At 46.7% G+C, this 17,646-nt stretch carries 23 protein-coding genes; 13 read left to right on the top strand and 10 right to left on the bottom strand.

What is annotated here, in order from left to right; genetic code table 11:
• From Q7U10_05285 to Q7U10_05230, 12 genes are all read left to right on the top strand, one after another.
• Nucleotides 1–1,647: a (Fe-S)-binding protein gene (locus Q7U10_05285; GenBank protein MDO8282024.1), complete on the top strand. Its 1,647-nt coding sequence runs from the start codon at nucleotides 1–3 to the stop codon at nucleotides 1,645–1,647.
• Nucleotides 1,647–2,045 carry a sulfate reduction electron transfer complex DsrMKJOP subunit DsrJ gene (gene dsrJ / locus Q7U10_05280; protein ID MDO8282023.1) on the top strand — a complete coding sequence of 133 codons (399 nt, stop codon included), beginning with the start codon at nucleotides 1,647–1,649 and terminating at the stop codon, nucleotides 2,043–2,045. The genes Q7U10_05285 and dsrJ overlap by 1 nt, the downstream gene beginning before the upstream one ends.
• The gene (locus tag Q7U10_05275) at nucleotides 2,042–2,836 is read left to right on the top strand and encodes a 4Fe-4S dicluster domain-containing protein (GenBank protein ID MDO8282022.1); all 795 of its coding nucleotides are present in this window, start codon (nucleotides 2,042–2,044) and stop codon (nucleotides 2,834–2,836) included. Before dsrJ ends, Q7U10_05275 begins: the two co-directional genes overlap by 4 nt.
• A complete protein-coding gene (gene nrfD, locus Q7U10_05270) occupies nucleotides 2,826–3,986 on the top strand; it encodes an NrfD/PsrC family molybdoenzyme membrane anchor subunit (protein MDO8282021.1) in 1,161 nt (386 codons plus the stop codon). Before Q7U10_05275 ends, nrfD begins: the two co-directional genes overlap by 11 nt.
• Before the next feature lie 124 nt (nucleotides 3,987–4,110).
• Nucleotides 4,111–4,413: a hypothetical protein gene (locus tag Q7U10_05265; protein ID MDO8282020.1), complete on the top strand. Its 303-nt coding sequence runs from the start codon at nucleotides 4,111–4,113 to the stop codon at nucleotides 4,411–4,413.
• A gap of 60 nt (nucleotides 4,414–4,473) precedes the next feature.
• Nucleotides 4,474–5,100, top strand: coding sequence for an SET domain-containing protein (locus Q7U10_05260; protein ID MDO8282019.1), 627 nt, complete (start codon nucleotides 4,474–4,476; stop codon nucleotides 5,098–5,100).
• A gap of 109 nt (nucleotides 5,101–5,209) precedes the next feature.
• Nucleotides 5,210–5,458 carry a VF530 family protein gene (locus Q7U10_05255; protein ID MDO8282018.1) on the top strand — a complete coding sequence of 83 codons (249 nt, stop codon included), beginning with the start codon at nucleotides 5,210–5,212 and terminating at the stop codon, nucleotides 5,456–5,458.
• Between the two features lie 12 nt (nucleotides 5,459–5,470).
• Entirely contained in the window at nucleotides 5,471–6,319 is an 849-nt protein-coding gene (locus tag Q7U10_05250) for a S1-like domain-containing RNA-binding protein (GenBank protein ID MDO8282017.1), read from the top strand.
• Nucleotides 6,316–6,993, top strand: coding sequence for an MnmC family methyltransferase (locus Q7U10_05245; protein MDO8282016.1), 678 nt, complete (start codon nucleotides 6,316–6,318; stop codon nucleotides 6,991–6,993). Before Q7U10_05250 ends, Q7U10_05245 begins: the two co-directional genes overlap by 4 nt.
• 99 nt (nucleotides 6,994–7,092) lie before the next feature.
• Nucleotides 7,093–7,653, top strand: a complete 561-nt coding sequence (locus tag Q7U10_05240) for a hypothetical protein (protein MDO8282015.1) — start codon at nucleotides 7,093–7,095, stop codon at nucleotides 7,651–7,653.
• A gap of 27 nt (nucleotides 7,654–7,680) precedes the next feature.
• Nucleotides 7,681–8,424: an NYN domain-containing protein gene (locus Q7U10_05235; protein ID MDO8282014.1), complete on the top strand. Its 744-nt coding sequence runs from the start codon at nucleotides 7,681–7,683 to the stop codon at nucleotides 8,422–8,424.
• A 93-nt stretch (nucleotides 8,425–8,517) separates the two neighbouring features.
• The gene (locus Q7U10_05230; protein ID MDO8282013.1) at nucleotides 8,518–8,703 is read left to right on the top strand and encodes a 4Fe-4S binding protein; all 186 of its coding nucleotides are present in this window, start codon (nucleotides 8,518–8,520) and stop codon (nucleotides 8,701–8,703) included.
• A 77-nt stretch (nucleotides 8,704–8,780) separates the two neighbouring features.
• Here Q7U10_05230 and Q7U10_05225 read toward each other — a convergent pair whose 3' ends face one another.
• The 10 genes from Q7U10_05225 to Q7U10_05180 form a co-directional block, all read right to left on the bottom strand.
• Nucleotides 8,781–9,032 (bottom strand): sulfurtransferase TusA family protein, encoded by a 252-nt coding sequence (locus tag Q7U10_05225; protein MDO8282012.1) that lies wholly within the window; start codon nucleotides 9,030–9,032, stop codon nucleotides 8,781–8,783.
• Nucleotides 9,033–9,054: 22 nt separating this feature from the next.
• Nucleotides 9,055–9,468, bottom strand: a complete 414-nt coding sequence (locus tag Q7U10_05220; GenBank protein ID MDO8282011.1) for a DsrE family protein — start codon at nucleotides 9,466–9,468, stop codon at nucleotides 9,055–9,057.
• A 2-nt stretch (nucleotides 9,469–9,470) separates the two neighbouring features.
• Nucleotides 9,471–9,830: a DsrE family protein gene (locus Q7U10_05215; protein ID MDO8282010.1), complete on the bottom strand. Its 360-nt coding sequence runs from the start codon at nucleotides 9,828–9,830 to the stop codon at nucleotides 9,471–9,473.
• A 13-nt stretch (nucleotides 9,831–9,843) separates the two neighbouring features.
• Nucleotides 9,844–10,140, bottom strand: a complete 297-nt coding sequence (tusB, locus tag Q7U10_05210) for a sulfurtransferase complex subunit TusB (protein MDO8282009.1) — start codon at nucleotides 10,138–10,140, stop codon at nucleotides 9,844–9,846.
• Between the two features lie 134 nt (nucleotides 10,141–10,274).
• Entirely contained in the window at nucleotides 10,275–10,652 is a 378-nt protein-coding gene (locus Q7U10_05205; GenBank protein ID MDO8282008.1) for a VanZ family protein, read from the bottom strand.
• 3 nt (nucleotides 10,653–10,655) lie between these two features.
• Entirely contained in the window at nucleotides 10,656–12,632 is a 1,977-nt protein-coding gene (gene feoB, locus Q7U10_05200; GenBank protein ID MDO8282007.1) for a ferrous iron transport protein B, read from the bottom strand.
• Nucleotides 12,633–12,651: 19 nt separating this feature from the next.
• Nucleotides 12,652–13,095 (bottom strand): transcriptional repressor, encoded by a 444-nt coding sequence (locus Q7U10_05195; GenBank protein ID MDO8282006.1) that lies wholly within the window; start codon nucleotides 13,093–13,095, stop codon nucleotides 12,652–12,654.
• A gap of 207 nt (nucleotides 13,096–13,302) precedes the next feature.
• Nucleotides 13,303–13,623, bottom strand: coding sequence for a cupin domain-containing protein (locus tag Q7U10_05190; GenBank protein ID MDO8282005.1), 321 nt, complete (start codon nucleotides 13,621–13,623; stop codon nucleotides 13,303–13,305).
• Between the two features lie 18 nt (nucleotides 13,624–13,641).
• Nucleotides 13,642–13,827: a ferredoxin gene (locus Q7U10_05185; GenBank protein MDO8282004.1), complete on the bottom strand. Its 186-nt coding sequence runs from the start codon at nucleotides 13,825–13,827 to the stop codon at nucleotides 13,642–13,644.
• 123 nt (nucleotides 13,828–13,950) lie between these two features.
• Nucleotides 13,951–14,820 (bottom strand): TIGR02757 family protein, encoded by an 870-nt coding sequence (locus tag Q7U10_05180; GenBank protein MDO8282003.1) that lies wholly within the window; start codon nucleotides 14,818–14,820, stop codon nucleotides 13,951–13,953.
• 235 nt (nucleotides 14,821–15,055) lie between these two features.
• Between Q7U10_05180 and Q7U10_05175 the strand changes: the two genes are divergently transcribed.
• Nucleotides 15,056–17,560 (top strand): hypothetical protein, encoded by a 2,505-nt coding sequence (locus Q7U10_05175; GenBank protein ID MDO8282002.1) that lies wholly within the window; start codon nucleotides 15,056–15,058, stop codon nucleotides 17,558–17,560.
• Nucleotides 17,561–17,646: the final 86 nt, after the last annotated feature.

The following is a 17,646-nucleotide window of genomic DNA, read 5'->3' as shown; positions in this document are numbered from 1 at the left end:
ATGGCAAAAGGAACACCAAAACCTGAAGAATTAATATCCAGTATAGATTACAATCCGCCTAAAACAGGCTGGACAGAGACCCCGGTTAATTTCGCAGAGGGCACCTTCTGCCACGGGGCAAGGCCATCGTACCTTGAAACGGTAGGATTTCCAAACGCCAGGGAGTGGGCACCTGCTGATGAAGACTGGAAGCTCCCTGAGAACTGGAAAGAGATATTTATTGAAGCAATGGGCGAGAGGCTGAAAAAATACCGCTCGTTCCAGCTCTTCATGGACATCTGCGTAAGATGCGGCGCATGCGCAGATAAGTGCCACTTCTACATAGGCACAGGCGACCCCAAGAACATGCCTGTACTCAGGGCAGAACTCCTGAGGTCAGTATACAGAAAGTACTTCACAGCTGCTGGAAAGATATTAGGCAAGAATGCCGGTGCAAGAGAGCTGACAATAGATGTGCTTAAAGAACTCTGGTACTACTACTACCAGTGCACCGAATGCCGCCGCTGTTCTGTCTTCTGCCCTTACGGCATAGACCAGGCAGAGATAACCATGATCGTCAGGGAGATATTCAACCTCCTCGGCCTCAACACCGACTGGATAGCCGGCCCTGTTGCCAACTGCTACAAAAAGGGCAATCACCTCGGGCTTGAGCCGCACACTATCACAAGCAATCTTGAATATCTGTTAGACGATATCGAAGACATAACAGGCATCCGGATCGAGCCGACCTTTAACAGAAAAGGCGCTGAGATACTCTTTGTGACTCCATCAGGCGACCTCTTTGGAGACCCCGGCACCTACACAGCCATGGGCTACCTGATGCTGTTTCACGAACTGGGACTTGATTACACCTGGAGCACATACGCTTCAGAGGGCGGCAACTTCGGCTTCTTTACTTCAATGGATATGGCAAAGAGGCTCAACTATAAGATATATGCCGAGGCAAAGAGGCTGGGTGTCAAATGGATACTCGGCGGTGAGTGCGGCCATATGTGGAGGGTTTTGAACCAGTACATGGATACATGGAACGGACCTGCTGATTTCATGCAGGAGCCGGTCTCTCCTATCACAGGGACAAGGTTTGAGAATGCAAAGAGCACCAAGATGGTGCATATAACTGAATTTACAGCAGACCTCATCAAGCACGGAAAGCTGAAGTTTGACCCAAGCCGCAACGACCACCTTAACGTCACATTCCATGACTCATGCAATACTGCAAGGGGCATGGGCATATTTGAAGAACCCAGATACATCATCAATACCGTCTGCAACAACTTCCAGGAGATGGCTGACGACGCGATAAGGGAGAAGACCTTCTGCTGCGGCAGCGGCTCAGGCCTTAACGCAGGTGAGAATATGGAGATAAGGATGAGGGGCGGATTCCCAAGGGCAAACGCGGTCAAGAAGGTCAAGGAGAAGTTCGGCGTGAACATGCTCGCTAACATCTGCGCAATAGACCGGGCTGTGCTTCCTCCGCTTATGGATTACTGGGTAGGCGGTGTGAGTGTCTGCGGCGTGCACGAACTCATGGCCAACGCCCTTATCATGACAGGAGAGAAGAAGCGTACCCAGGACCTGAGACTTGAAGACCTTCCCAATGTAGAAGAAGACCCGGAAACTGAAGAGGGAAAGGAGGAGACTGCGTAATGTATAACGGAAGCAAGATAATAATAGGGCTCATAATCTTTTTGGCAATAGCGACCTTCCCCTTATACTCTAACTTTGGGAAGTCGGCCGTAATGCCGAAGCCGAGCATTGACACCCCTGTCATAAACCAGCTTGACAGGAAAGAATGTGTCGAATCTGCCGAGTACATGAAGAAGGAACATATGAAGGTGCTTGACCAATGGAGAGACGAGGTTGTCAGAGAAGGCAAGCGGGATGTCATAACCGTGGGCGGCAGGGTATTTGAAAAGAGCCTGCAGAACGGCTGCATGCAGTGCCACTCGAACAAAAGCAAGTTCTGTGATGAATGTCATAGTTACGCCGGCGTGAAACCCTACTGTTGGGACTGCCACTTTTTTAAAGAGGAGGGCCAGAGATGAGCATTGATAGAAGAAAGTTCTTAAAGATAGCCGGGCTTTCCGGAATAGGCATGGGATTGTCAGCGGCAGACAGCCTGATAAAGGGAAAAGCTCATGCATCAGAAGAAAGTTCTCTTCCTGAATCAGGGGTGAGGCTGGCCCTGGTCATAGATGTCGGGAAGATCAGGACGGATGAGGATTACAAGAGAATTACTGACGCATGCCACAGCATACATAATGTTCCGAACATCCCCAACACGAAGCATGAGGTCAAGTGGATATGGACAGACACCTATGAACACACATTCCCTGACCAGACTAACGAATTCATTCCTACGGAGATGAAAGAGAAGCCGTTCCTGCTGCTCTGCAACCACTGCGCAAAACCGCCTTGTGTCAGGGTATGCCCGACAAAGGCCACATTCAAGAGGCCTGACGGCATTGTGACCCAGGACCCTCACCGCTGTATCGGCTGCAGATTCTGCATGGCAGCATGTCCGTACGGCTCAAGGAGTTTTAACTGGGTAGACCCGAGGAAATACCTTGATATGAATAAAGTCAATCCCGACTATCCGACAAGGACGATGGGAGTCGTTGAGAAGTGCACCTTATGCGTTGAGAGAATCGCAAGAGGGCTTGAACCGGCATGTGTTGAAGCGTCAAACGGCGCCATGGTATTCGGCAACCTTGCAGACCCTAACTCAAAGGTCAGGAAAATACTGAGCACACACTATACATTAATACGTAAACCGGCAGTTGGTACGCAGCCCAGTGTGTTTTACGTGATCGGAGGTGGTGAAAATGCTGGATAGAGCGCTTAAAGGAAGCAAAGGATACTGGACACTGGTGATCATACTGCTCGGCTTCATCGGAGCAGGTTCACTTGCCTACCTCCATCAGTTCAATAACGGCCTTGGCGTTACAGGCATGAGCAGGGACGTCTCCTGGGGTTTTTATATCTCCCAGTTCACATTCCTGGTCGGAGTCGCCGCATCAGCCGTTATGCTTGTCATCCCTTATTATCTCCACAACTTTAAAAAATTCGGAAGGATAGTCATCCTCGGTGAGTTTCTGGCTATCGCGTCCGTAACAATGTGCATGACATTCATATTTGTTGACATGGGGCAGCCCATGAGGATAATGAATGTCCTACTCTACCCTACCCCCAACTCGATACTCTTCTGGGATGCTATGGTACTGAACGGTTATCTGATGCTTAATCTGGTCATAGGATGGGCCACGCTTCATGCTGAAAAGAAGGGCGTACCTCCTCCGGCATGGTCAAAGCCGCTGATATATCTTTCGATACCGTGGGCAGTCAGTATTCATACTGTAACCGCGTTCCTGTATGCGGGTCTTCCGGGCAGGCATTTCTGGCTGACTGCGATACTCGCCGTCAGATTCCTTGCTTCAGCATTCGCAGGCGGGCCGGCGCTGCTTATCCTCCTTGCGCTTATCCTGAGAAAGCACACAAAGTTCGACGCAGGCAAAGAGCCGATACAGGCTGTAGCAAAGATCGTTGCATATGCCATGTGCGCTAATGTCTTTCTCATCGGCCTTGAGTTCTTTACAGCTTTCTACAGCAACATCCCAAGCCATATGCACGCGTTCGAGTTCCTGTACGCGCATGGCAACCTCGTCCCTCTGATGTGGACCTCCACGATCCTTGCCCTTCTGTCACTCATCCTCATCGTTCCGCCTAAGATGAGGGGCAATGAGACGGTACTGTTGTGGGCATGTATCGCGATATTCATCTCTTTGTGGATAGACAAAGGCTTCGGGCTTGTGATCGGCGGTTTCGTGCCGACACCGTTTGATACTGTTACAGAATACTGGCCTACATTGACCGAGACAACCATCACACTCGGCGTATGGGCATTAGGTTTCCTTGTTCTTACTGTTCTCTATAAAGTAGCTATCTCTGTCAGAGAAGAGTTAGGGACAGCAGGGCCGCCTAAATAAGAGATCACCGTATAAACCGGAAGGCGGCCCCCCGATGTATCGGGGGGCCGCCTTTTTTTATTGACATTTTACTCTTTAAAAGATATTTTAATAAAAATCCGATTTAACTAGAGAGGCTCATATCATGAAACGATTGTTCATTTTTATTCTTAGTTTGGTTGTGGTAATAATATTAGCAATCAATATCTACAAATCGCGGCAGCATTCAGGCGAAGGCTGTTATACAGAGGAGCGTTTTGTATTGCCTGATGTCTGCGTAGGAGCTTGTAATGAAGGAGAGGTCTGTAAAGTGCTGAACACGCGGGGATATATATTCGGGCTTCTGAAGCAGCCCTCTGAGTGCGCCTGTGCGGCAAGAGGCAAGAGCGCCGGCAGCATGGGAGAGGTTGGAACCGGGGTAACAGGGGTTGTTATCCCGCCAGAGTGACTTTTTTATATCTGATATTTTATGATATTTCACTTGACAGTAAATTAAGGAGTTTCCTGCATGATACATCCCGATACTGAGCTTAAATTTATTAATCACGAGATTGGCTACGGAGTAGTTGCCACAAAATTCATTCCAAAAGGAACCATAACCTGGAGCCTGGATAAACTGGACCACATCTTCACCCCGTTAGAACTAAATGATATGGATGATATATATAAAAGTATCATCTCAAAATACACATTCCGAGATAAATGCGGCAACTTTATTTTATGCTGGGATAACGGAAGGTATGTAAACCACAGCTTCAGATCCAATTGCATAACTACCGCGTATGAGTTTGAGCTTGCGGTCAGAGACATTCACGTAGGTGAAGAACTGACCGATGATTACGGTTATCTCAATGTAACCGAGCCATTCGATTGCCTGCCGGAAAAATGGAGCCGGCGGAAGCGCGTCAATCCTGATGATCCAATTTATTATCACAAGAACTGGGACAAGAAACTTCGGGGCGCATTCAAGGAATTCAGAAGTGTGGAGCAGCCGCTGAAGGAATTGATAGATGCCGAAGTCTATAGAAAATGCCTTGCGATATCACAGGGCGAAGCGAGAATGGATTCTGTTCTGACATGCTACTATCCCGGCTCGAACAACCTTATGGAAGATTCCTCCATCTCTGTCGGCTGAAGTTCAGAAAAAGTCATTAAAGAAAGTCCGCGATCAACCGCCATCTACAATTAAAGAGCTTTTTCCTGTATCCTATAACTTGGAAATAATCGATCCATCAGGCTGAGAAATGACAGACCAACAACCAAACAACCCCCTTCACGGCATCACCCTGGAGATGATCCTCACCCGTCTTGTTGAGCATTACGGATGGGATAAAATGGGGAAGCTCATTGATATCAGGTGTTTTAATAATGACCCGAGCATAAAGTCGAGCCTGAAATTTCTGAGAAAGACCCAGTGGGCCAGGGAGAAGGTTGAAGACCTTTATCTGAATTGGATCTACAGAATGAGATCAAATGAAAAACATAAGGAATAGGATAAGTTATATATGGCTGAAATAGGAAGATTAAATGAACTGAGGGTAGTCAAAGAAGTTGGTTTTGGGCTTTATCTTGACGGCGGGGAGTTAGGCGAGATACTGCTGCCGCTCAGGTATGTGCCTGAAGACTGTAAGGTTGACGATATGCTGGAGGTCTTCATATACCTTGATTCTGAAGACCGTATTATCGCAACTACTGAAAAGCCTTTTGCCATGGTCAATGACTTTGCGCTGCTAAAGGTTGTTGCTGTCAATTCTGCAGGCGCATTTCTTGACTGGGGCCTGCCAAAAGACCTGCTGGTGCCTTATAGTGAACAGAGGCCGGTCATGAAAGAGGGAGAATCGTATGTGGTCAGGATCTATCTCGACCTCAACAGCAACCGTTTGGCAGCATCCTCTAAACTCGACAAATTTCTCAACAACGAACCTGGCGACTTGAAGCCGGGGCAGGAAGTGGACTTATTGATATGCGAACAGACCGACCTTGGCTGGAAGGCCATTATTAACAATTCATACTGGGGTGTGCTTTATGATAACGAGATATTCCAGCCATTAAATAAAGGACAGAAGATAAAAGGGTTTATCAAGAAGATAAGGGATGATAAAAAAATTGACCTCTGCCTGCAGAAACCGGGATATGAAAAGGTCGATGATATATCAGAGACGATCATTACCGCGCTGAAAGAACAGGGAGGATTCATTCCGGTCACAGATAAAAGCTCTCCGGAAATTATTTATAAATTGTTCGGCATAAGCAAGAAGACTTACAAAAAAGCGATAGGCGCCATTTACAAGAAGAAACTTATTACTATTGAGAATGACGGCATAAAGCTGGTAAATAAAGGCAGTGCTAAATGATCCCTTGGGAATTTATAGACAGCGCGAAAATCCCCGGAAACAGCGATGAAATGCGCCTTTACAAGCGGGGCGATGAGTTCTCTATCAGGGTGGGTAATTGCGAGCTCATGAACAGCAGGGTCTATGGATCTGAGGATGCGCTCGGTGAAATGACAAGCGCAAAGGTCGCCAAACATCCCAGCCCAAGGTTATTGATCGGAGGACTGGGCATGGGATACACTGTGGCTGCTGCGCTGAAACGGCTCAGAGCTGATGCAAAGATAGTAGTGGCAGAACTGGTGCCTACTGTGGTGCAGTGGAACAGAGGCCCTCTCGCGCATCTTGCAGGCCATCCCCTTGATGACAGGCGCGTCACTGTGAGGGAGATAGATGTTGCTGAAATTCTCCGTTCTGAGAAGCTGGCATATGATGCCATTATGCTGGATGTGGATAACGGGCCTGAGGGCCTGACCCGTAAACGCAATGACTGGCTTTATACACCGGAAGGACTGAAGGCGGCAAAGGCGGCACTTCGGCCTGAAGGCGTACTGGCTGTATGGTCTTCCAGTTCTGACAACGCCTTTGTCCGGCGTCTTAAACAGGCTGGATTCAAGGTAGAAGAAGTCAGCGTACGCGCGCGCGGCACACGAGGTGGAGCGCATTACACGATCTGGTTCGCCACACACGCTTCCTGACCTGCACAATACACCGCCAGCCGGATGTTATCCCCCTACACATAAAGAGTTTTTTCCTGTATTCTATAATTTATAATTAACAGATCAACAGGAGGAGTCATGCTGGAACCTAAAAAGATCACCATGTATTCAGGCGGCCATAAGGGAACTGAGGAGTACTTCGGAATAGCTGCGGAAAAGTGGGGCATAAAGGAAGTCACATTTAATTTTGAAGGGCATGAGATCAGCCGGGAAAAGGGGCTGAGGATATTAACTGACGAGGAACTTCTGCGCGGCGGTGTTAGCCAGGATATCATTAACAAACGCATGGAGCGCTCATTTGCTCAGACGCCAAATATGCAAAAGATATTCCAGACGGTCTTCCATATCATCAACAGCGGTTATCAGGTCTTTGCTGTCGGCTGGCTCTTGTCCAACGGAACGGTCAAGGGCGGGACAGGATGGGGTGTTGAACTGGGGAGGTTGTTCAACAGGCCTGTGCATCTTTTTGAGCAGGAGAGGAAAGAGTGGGTCTCCTGGGTACATAATGAGTGGGTCACTGATGAACCTGTTATATCTCACAAAACGATATCAGTCACAGGCACACGGAATCTGACTGACGAAAGCATGCAGGCCATTGATGAGCTGTTTGAGCGCTCATTTAAGACTCATAAAAAATAACTAAACTCATTTTTACAGGAGATATTTATGTCATCATCAAACAATACTGAAAAACGGTTAACAGTCCTTATTGATGCAGACAATGCTCAGGCGTCCATTATCGAGGGGCTTCTCGCAGAGGTATCAAAGCACGGGGTCGCGAGCGTGAAACGCATATACGGCGACTGGACCAAGCCGCTTCTCAAGAACTGGAAAGAGGTGCTTCTTACACACGCCATTCAGCCGATACAGCAGTTCAGTTATACAAAGGGCAAGAACGCAACCGACATGGCGATGGTCATAGACGCGATGGACCTGCTCTATTCAAACAGGTTTGACGGATTCTGTATCGTATCAAGCGACAGTGATTTCACCAGGCTTGCATCAAGGGTCAGGGAAGCCGGTTTGCTTGTGTACGGGTTCGGCGAGAAGAAGACCCCCCAGGCCTTTGTCTCGGCATGCGACAAGTTCATTTACACTGAAATATTAACAACTGCAAGCGAGCCGAGCAAAAAGATGACGCCAAAAAACACAACCGAGCTGAAGAGAGATACACGCCTTGCAAACCTCTTTAGAGGAGCTGTTGAATCAGCTGCCGATGATTCAGGATGGGCTAACCTTGCAACAGTCGGGAACAAGATCGTAAACCAGGCGCCTGAATTTGATTCAAGAAATTATGGTTATGCCAAGTTGGGCGAATTAATCGACGCCACACAGCTGTTTGATATAGATGTCCGCACCATCGGGAAAGAAGGCCATAAGGTTACTTACATAAAAGACAAAAGAAAGTAAGAATCCGGCATTGATTTATGCTTATTGAAATTCCGCTGAGTGATGGGTTATAATTTAACCCAATTTCAATATCATTTCCTTAAGGAGGATCTCATGTATGTAGTAACTGTTGATAAAGAAAAATGTGATGGTTGTGAAGAGTGTGCTAATCTCTGTCCTTCAGAGGTATTTGAGATGCAGAACGGCAAGTCTGAGCCGGTTAACGTTGATGAGTGCGTATTCTGTCTGACATGTGTTGAGGGATGCCCCAACGGAGCTATCACAGTAGTAGAGATGTAACCCATTTTACAACCAATAAAAAAAGCGTCCCCCCGATACATCGGGGGGACGCTTTTTTTATTTAAAGCAATCAGTTGTCAGGATTTCTTTATGTAGATCTCCCAGTAGCCTTTGTCCTCGATCTTGATGAGTTCATAAGGATAATTGTTCTTCTCACAATACTTTGGTATTGTGTCTTCAGCAGATGCCGGAGCATCGCAAAGAACCTTGAGCAGCGTGCCGGCTTCTGCCTTCTCGATTGTCTTCTTGGTCAGAACAAGCGGAAAAGGACAGACTCTTCCAAGAACATCGAGTGTCTGAGTTGGTGTCTGTGATTTTAAATCAGCCATTATTGCCTCCTATTTTTAAGCTTTAAAAGAAAAGCAGATGTTTAGATTCTTCCATCATTGCTGCTATCTCTGCATAAGGAACTACCTTGGCCTCGATATCAGCCCCAAACTCCTCTGCGTCAATTACTATATCATCCTCGGAAAGGCCGAACCTGTCAAGGTCCTCCTTGCAGATAAGCACATTGATATCAAGTAAAAGCGCCATCTTCACCTGAGTCTCAGTGCTGGTCAGGCCGTAATGGTCAGCAGCCTTCTGGTCTTTTAAGCAGTTTAAAACTCCGTCGCCGACAAAGGCGATGTCGCAGGTGACGATGTCGCCATCCTCAAGATATACTTCAACTGACTGGCTTGCTATTGCATGTGTAAGCGCAAGCTTCGGATTCTCGCTCCTGTAAGGAGGCCTCTGAACAACAAATCCAAGTTTAGTAGTCGCCATAATTACTCACCTCCTATATGCAGTACCTTGTCAGCATCAAATGTGCTCGCAAGATACCAGTCCATACTTTTTCTATCAACGCCTTCAAGCGTATTGTCCTTATGATAACCCCTTGCCTCGGCACATGCTTCACATGCAGTGACCTTAAGGCCCTTTGCCATAAGTTCTTTAAGGGGTTTTTCCAGAGAAGAGTAGTCCTTGAATGCGCGCTGCTTGTCAATTGACATCATTGTGGCGTTGCCTGAAAGCCAGAGATCGACCTTATGCCCCTTTTCAAGCGCTGCGCCAGCAAGCTTGACAGTGAAATCAAGGTTCATCGAACCAACCAGTGATGAAAAACATCCTATAGTAAGTTTTCCCATATCTATTATCCTCCTATAACCAGGCTAACTTTTCATAATCATTGAAGATAAGGTCTACCACGCCGGCGTAGTTAACGACCTTTACATTGTCTGCGATATCCTTGCTGCCAAGGCCTCTTGTCTCAAGATCCTCTGAAAGGGCATAAAACTCAGCGGACTTGTCAAGCAAAGAAGAAGCCTTGCCTTTTTCCTTGATGCTGGCATGATAAACGCCGTTGCCGACGAGAATGATGCCGAGTTTGTCTGCGGTCAACCTGTCTAAGGTATCAACCGTGAGTCTGTAATCACTCACAAATACAGCCAGCTTCATATGAAAACCTCCTTAAGGCGAGAATTAAAAACAAGAGATTTTATCTATAATAAATAGCATTTGTCAATGTAACGATTATCTTATAAGAAAACTTTATGGATTTTCGAGTAATAGTATCATTACGCAGAAGCGGGTTAACCCTTTAAGATCAGTTTAAGCGACAGGGCGCCTGCCGCAGACCCGATAAAATCGGCAACCACATCACCGATACTTGAATATCTTCCCGGCACATAACTTTGGTGATATTCATCGGTAATGCCATAAAAAGTCGCTAGAACTATTGAAAGCCATAAAATGTTCCTTATGACCCCACTTTTTTTAAAAGAAAGAAAGAAAAGAACTGAAAGAACGGCATACTCAAAAAAATGGATTACCTTATCAGAGTTTTTCGGAAGCGGCACAATATCCGGATATGCGATAGATGAGAGAAAAAAGATGAGCGACATATAGCTCAGGGTCAAAAACCAGAATAATATAGCGGCTTGCCTGTTCTTCTGAATCAGCTTTTTCATCTCTTATCCAAAAACATTCAGCCACATAAGCACCCTGTGAAGGATACCGCCAACTAATATTGCAAACGGAAAGATGAAGAGAGCGATTACCATTCCTGTCTTAACACCCCTCTCCTTTATTATCATGAAGAAGTTGGCGATACACGGGATGAAAAGTGTTATGGTCACGAGGCTCACAACGACCTGCTCGGCATTTAAGAGCCCCTGCTTCTGGAGCCTGAAGAGCCCTGCCGCGCCATAGTCGCGCCTTAGAAAACCCATGATGAATGACTCTGTCGCCTCAGCCGGCAGGCCTAAAACTGTGACTATCAGGGGAGATGCCATCCTCTGCAGTGCAGGAATGATCTTCAGTTTATCAGCTGTAAAGAGTATTAATGTTCCCAATATAAAGAGCGGGACAGCCTCCTTCAGATACCATTCGATGCGCCAGAGCGTCTTTATCAGTACATTTGAAAGCTGAGGCTTTCTTATAGGCGGAAGCTCAAGTATAAAATCTGCCCTCTCCCCGGGTATCAGTTTAGCAGAGAGGAAACCGACAAAAAATATCGTCAGGATAAGGACAGAAGCCCAGATAACAAATGCCATGACAGGCAGGTTGCCGAACATGCCGAGAACGACGCCGAGCTGGGCAGAACACGGCACTCCAAGCGCAAGTAATATTATGACAATGAGCCTCTCCTTGGGCGTGTCCAGAATCCTTGTTGTAAGCGTCGCCATTGTATCGCATCCAAGCCCTAATACCATCGGCAGCACAGCCTTCCCGTTAAGCCCCATCAGCCTGAAGACCTTGTTCAGCATAGCCGCAAGCCGAGGGAGATAGCCTGAATCCTCCATAATTGAAAAAGCCAGAAAAAATGTCGCGGTTATCGGAAGTATTATCGCGATAGCGTAAGTGAGTGCCATTGTGATGATGCCGTATGGCCCGATAAGAAGCTCCTGTATAAAAGTAAACGGGATAACCGCCATGATGATCTTCAATGCCCACGGGTTCAGGTATTTCCCGAAGAGCACATCCTCAAACCAGTCAACAAGTACGCCTGCGCCAAAGACACCGACAAACTCATACATGAGAAACATCACAAACAGGAGAAAAGGTATCCCCAATACAGGATGCGTTGTTATATTGCCTATATATTGAGCCAGCCCTTTCCTGTCCGGCTGGGTCCTTATTACCACCTCATCTGTTATCGCATTTACCTTCTCAAGCCTCTGGCTGCTGATAATGAAGCTCAGCTGCTGCGGATACTTTTGAGATGCCTCATCCCGTAATTCTTCCAGACTGTTTATCTTATCTTCGGAGAGATTATCAAAGAGCCAGGTCTTTAAGGTCCTGTCCCCGGACAATATCATCAGCGCAATTGAACGCCTCGATATGTTCGACTCAGGCAAAAGAGCCTCTATCTTTGAGATATACTCCTCAATAGTTGCGTCATACGAAAACCTGTAATGCGAGACATCCGGCTCAAGGGCAGCCTTTTTTAAAGATGCTATCCCCTTCCTCTGTACCGCAATGGTCGAGACGACCTTGAGCCCGAGCCTTTCCTTGAGCAGATCCTCCCTGACATCTATCCCCCTACTTGATGATTCGTCCCTCATATTCAGGGCGATGACAAGCGGCAGGCCCATCTCGATAAGCTGCAGCGTGAGTGAGAGACCCCTGCGGATATTCTTTGTATCAACAACCTGGATCACCGAGGTTGCCGCTTCCTCAAGCAGAATGTCCCTTGTGACCTTCTCATCCTCGCTCATCGGCACCAGGCTGTTTACGCCGGGGGTGTCAATGATCTGGAACTTCTCCTTATTAATGACCGCCTCGCCCTTTGTCACCTCAACGGTCGTGCCGGGATAATTCGAGACAGTGACATACCTGCCTGTAACCAGGCCGAATATCGCGCTCTTTCCCACATTCGGGTTGCCTACAAGAAATATCCTCGGGCAGTCGCTTTTTGTATCTTTATTTGTATGACAGTGGTCGTGCATAATTAATCTCTTTAGGCTGTTATTTCCTGCAGTTAGAGCAGTAGCCGTAAAACTCCATCTTGTGATTTAAGATCTGAAAGCCGAGATCGTCAGCTATCTTAATCTGCATATTCTCCAGCCGGGTATCTTGGAATTCCGTTATCGAGCCGCAGGTCAAGCATATCAGGTGGTCATGATGCTCTTCCCCTGAGAGAGACTCGTATCTTGTGAGGTTGTCGGCAAATACCTGCTCTGCCGCAAGCCCTGACTTGGCGAGTAGTTTGAGAGTTCTGTAGACGGTCGTAAAGCCGATGTTCTTATGCTTTTTGATTATCTTTCTATAAAGCTCTTCAGCAGTAACATGCCCGTCGGTCTTCAGAAACTCCGCAGTTATGACGTCCCGTTGGCGAGTAGACTTCAGCCCCTCGGTCTTTATGAATTCGCTCAGTCGTTCCTTCTTTTCAGCAAGCTTCTCTTTGTCCATAATTAAATTAACCCGGTTTTATTTAAAGTGACGACTAAATACTTCAGATGTATTTTTATACCACGGCAGAAAGGGCAATGTCAAGGAAATTGAAATTCATTTTCAATTAGATGGCGGGGCGATGTTCTCCCTTTTACAAGGGGAGACACAGAGGGGTTGCTGCTGTACTGTTAATCTGTTGCGCAAAAACCGGGAGTTCTTTTGTTCTTACTCACTATCAACCGGCGTGACAACCGCCATCACAACAAGCTTCTCCCCTTTGTCAGCATCAAAGCCATGCTCAACCATCGGGTCGCACGGGATGCATGTCTTCTCGTCAGCCTCGAACTTCTCCGTGCCGACTGTGAAGGTGCCCTTCCCTTGCACAACATACATAAGCAGCCTCATCGGAGCCTTGTGAGGCGTAAGTTTCTGACCGGGCTCAAGGCACATCAGCGCGACCCTCATCTCAGGGGAATCAAAGAGCATCTCCCTTGTCAGCTTGTCCTTTTTGAATGTGATCAGATCCTTTAAGTCATAAGTCTTCATGGCCTGTCTCCTTTAACCTTACTCAAATGTTATCGCCTCAACAGGGCACATATTCGCGGCATCCTCGCAGTTGCATGTACCGCACTTCTCGGGAGCTTTTACATACGCCTTTTCATCGCCCTTGAGTTCAAAGACCTCCGGGCAAACCTCAACACATGTGCCGCAGCCGATACAAAGATCGTAATCAATAACCGGTGTTTTCATTTTAGCCTCCTCGATATATGGATTCTCTTCATGCCTTATTGTGATACTTTGAGATAAGTTATGCTATGAGATAAATCATATGTCACAATCTCTATTTTGGCAAATGAAGGACAGGGGGCAATCTCAAGTGGAAAAGAGCGTGCAGGAAGAGCATATCCCTTTATGCTTCTTACCTTTGCAGAGTCCGGAAATCCCATGGTGGCAGAGGGCAAAGTCATACTTTATCGGGTCGTTAGGATCAAACCGTTTCAGAGATTCTGTTATCTCTTTGGCAGTCTTCCAGTCTGAGGCCGCCCTCGCTGTGAGGCCGAGGCACCTTGATATCCTCGCTATGTGAGTGTCCAGAGGTATGATGAGTTTTGAAGCCGGTACTTTGTCCCAAATGCCGAAGTCGATATCCTTTGTCCTTACCATCCATCTCAGGAAAAGGTTCAACCTCTTGCATGCGCTCCCTTTATCAGGCGACGGGAAGAGATGCGTCACTCCAAGCGGTTTGATATTTTCTCCATATATTTTTGATGTATCGAGGCTGAGGAAATAACCCGCAAAAGCTGTTAATGCTTCTTTAATATCCTCATGCTCAGGGCTGTAATGGTTAGTAAAAAGTTCCTTCAATGACCCCCATTCTTTGAGAGCGTTGCTCAGCATATATACATAGCAGAGAACATCATCCTCAGTGCTGAACCTGTATTTGATACCATTCAGATATTTTTTATCTTTCTTAAGGTTAAAGTTGAGAATAAAAGATGCCGGGCGCTTTCCGCCAGGCTGGAGTATCTTTTCGATCACAGGCTTGAATAGCCCCACCTTGCCGTAGGCAAAAGACGAGGCGATAAAAGCAGCTATCTCGATATCCTCAGGGGTTGAGTAGCGGTGCGGGAACTCGATCGGGTCATGCTTCAACCGTTCTTGGAAGTCAAAGTCCCTGTAAAATTTTTCAAGGGTGTTCTTGAGAGATGATCTGAAAAATGAATTATACTCGTCGCCTGTCATTTCCTATATTAACATGCACTTAATTCCCTCGCCCCTTGAGTGGAGGGTGACAAAAAACATTCATCTGTAAGAAATAAAATACTACTTGCATATATAAGCACATTGTTGTACAAAAATTACATTGACAAATCAGCTTAATATCGTTATTGTTTTAGTAAATATAGCCACACAATAATAGCGGTGACCGGTTTAACTTAATCAGAGTTATAAATAATTATCTATCTCGGAGGATACCTTGAAAAGAACTGCACTCCTCGCATCAACCCTTTTTAACGAGCTAATAATTAAGCAAGTTGGAAGAGTAAGTATTCTGTTTTGTCTATTGGCTCTTCTTTTATCTGCCGGTATAGCTGATGCCGCGGCTATTTCGTGGGACTCGACAACTTATTGGGGAAAGGTAGACCTTTACCACGCAAGCACTCAACAAACGAGCAGCCCTACTCCTCCGGTAGAGATCTCAAATGCGTATGGAATGAGTATCGCGGATGCTACATTTCTTTATGTATCTTCCTACTATTCATATGTTCCTGCTGACGATGCTACTTATGACAGTATTGTAGAGAGCCGCTATACAGGCACATATACCGCAAGCCTGCCTGTTTTAAAATTTGATTATGAACTCTATGGCTTTATCTCCAATGTTGACTATCATCCATATACAACCCTGACTGTGACCGACCTGACCAATGCAACTACGCTTTTTTCACAGACCCTGGATTCAGCCTCAGCCACTCCGGGCTCTTCAGTTATTACCACCCCTGTCGGGCATAATATACAGGTCGTTTTATACGCAATCACCGGAGGAGGGAACGATGGTGAGATCGTTTATGCCTTTACGGCTGATCCTGATGTGGATGACGATGGTGACGGGTACACAGAGAGCCAAGGTGACTGTGATGATGCAAACCCTTCACTTAATCCCGCTACATTATGGTATCAGGACAGCGATGGTGACGGTTACGGGAACCCGGCTGTCTCATTACAGCAGTGCGCTCAGCCTGCAGGCTATGTGCTGAACAACACTGACAATAATGATAGTGACCCGAATGCCGCATGGAGAATTGAAACCGTGGACAGCGCCGGGTTAGTAGGCATCGATACCTCCATAGCGATAGACTCATTGGGCAAGATGCATATCAGCTATCGTGATGCTACTAATGCAGACCTCAAGTATGCGACAAATGCATCTGGCTTATGGGTAATAACTACAGTGGACAGCACAGGAGATGTAGGTTCCTCCACCTCCATAGCAATAGACTCATTGAACAAAGTGCATATCAGCTATTATGATGCTACTAATGCAGACCTCAAGTATGCGACAAATGCCTCAGGCTCATGGGTAATAACTACAGTGGACAGCACAGGAGATGTAGGCCGGTTCACATCCATAGCGATAGACTCATCGGGCAAAATGCATATCAGCTATTATGATCTCAGTAATACAAACCTCAAGTATGCGACAAATGCCTCAGGGTCATGGGTGACAACAACAGTGGACAGCACAGGAAGTGTAGGGGCATACACTTCCATAGCGATAGACTCATCTGGCAAGGTACATATCAGCTATCGTGATCAAGATTATGGAACTCTCAAGTATGCGACAAATGCCTCAGGCTCATGGGTGAAGTCCACAGTGGACGATACATTTGATGACCCCATCTGGACCTCCATAGCGATTGACTCTTTGGGCAAGGTGCATATCAGCTATATAGCATATTGGCAGCTCAAGTATGCGACAAATGCCTCCGGCTCATGGGCGACAACCACAGTGGACGGCGGAGGTTCAAGCTACCAGTATACCTCCATAGCAATAGACTCATTGAATAAAGTGCATATCAGCTATCGTGATTCTACTAATTTAGACCTCAAGTATGCGTCAAATACATCAGGCTCATGGATGACAACTGCCGTGGACAGTACAGGAGATGTAGGTTACTATACCTCCGTAGCGATAGACTCATCGGATAAGGTTCATATCAGCTATTATGATTCTACTAATACAAACCTCAAGTATGCGACAAATCCCGCTTCTAATGTGGATAACGACGGTGATGGGTACACAGAGAATCAGGGGGATTGCAATGATATGGACCCAGTATTTAACCCCCTTACATACTGGTATCAGGATAGCGACAGTGATGGTTATGGGAACCCGGCTGTCTCATTACAGCAGTGCGCTCAGCCCGCAGGTTATGTTGTGGCAAACAATGCTGACTGTGATGATACAAGCTCCACTATCAATCCTCTGACATACTGGTATCAGGACAGCGATGGTGATGGTTACGGGAACCCGGCTGTCTCATTACAGCAGTGCGCTCAACCCGCAGGTTATGTGCTGAATAACACTGATGATAATGATAATTACCAGGCTACATGGAGAATTGAAACAGTAGACAGTGCAGGAATTGTAGGCTACTGGACCTCCATAGCGATAGACTCATCAGGCAAAATACATATCAGCTATTATGATGCTACTAATGGGGATCTCAAATATGCGACAAATGCTTCAGGCTCTTGGGTTACAACTACAGTAGACAGCACGGGAGGCAGCAAGACCTCCATAGCTATTGACTCATCAGGCAAAGTGCATATCAGCTATCATCATTACGATACTATGGCTCTCAAGTATGCGACCAATGCATCAGGCTCATGGGTGACAACCACAGTGGACAGCATAGGGGAAGATAGAGGTGGACCCCGGAATTCGGACAGTCGTATAAGGTGTAAAATATACGATTAACGAAGGAGGAAACCTGAAGATGAGCAAGACAAAAAGGACGAGGTATTCAGCAGAGTTTAAGGCAAAGATAGCCCTTGCAGCGTTGA

Source organism: Thermodesulfovibrionia bacterium (assembly GCA_030646035.1).
In the GTDB taxonomy this organism is placed as follows: domain Bacteria; phylum Nitrospirota; class Thermodesulfovibrionia; order UBA6902; family UBA6902; genus JACQZG01.
The sequence above is the reverse complement of the archived record's forward strand: the minus strand, read 5'-3'. Positions and strand labels throughout refer to the sequence as shown.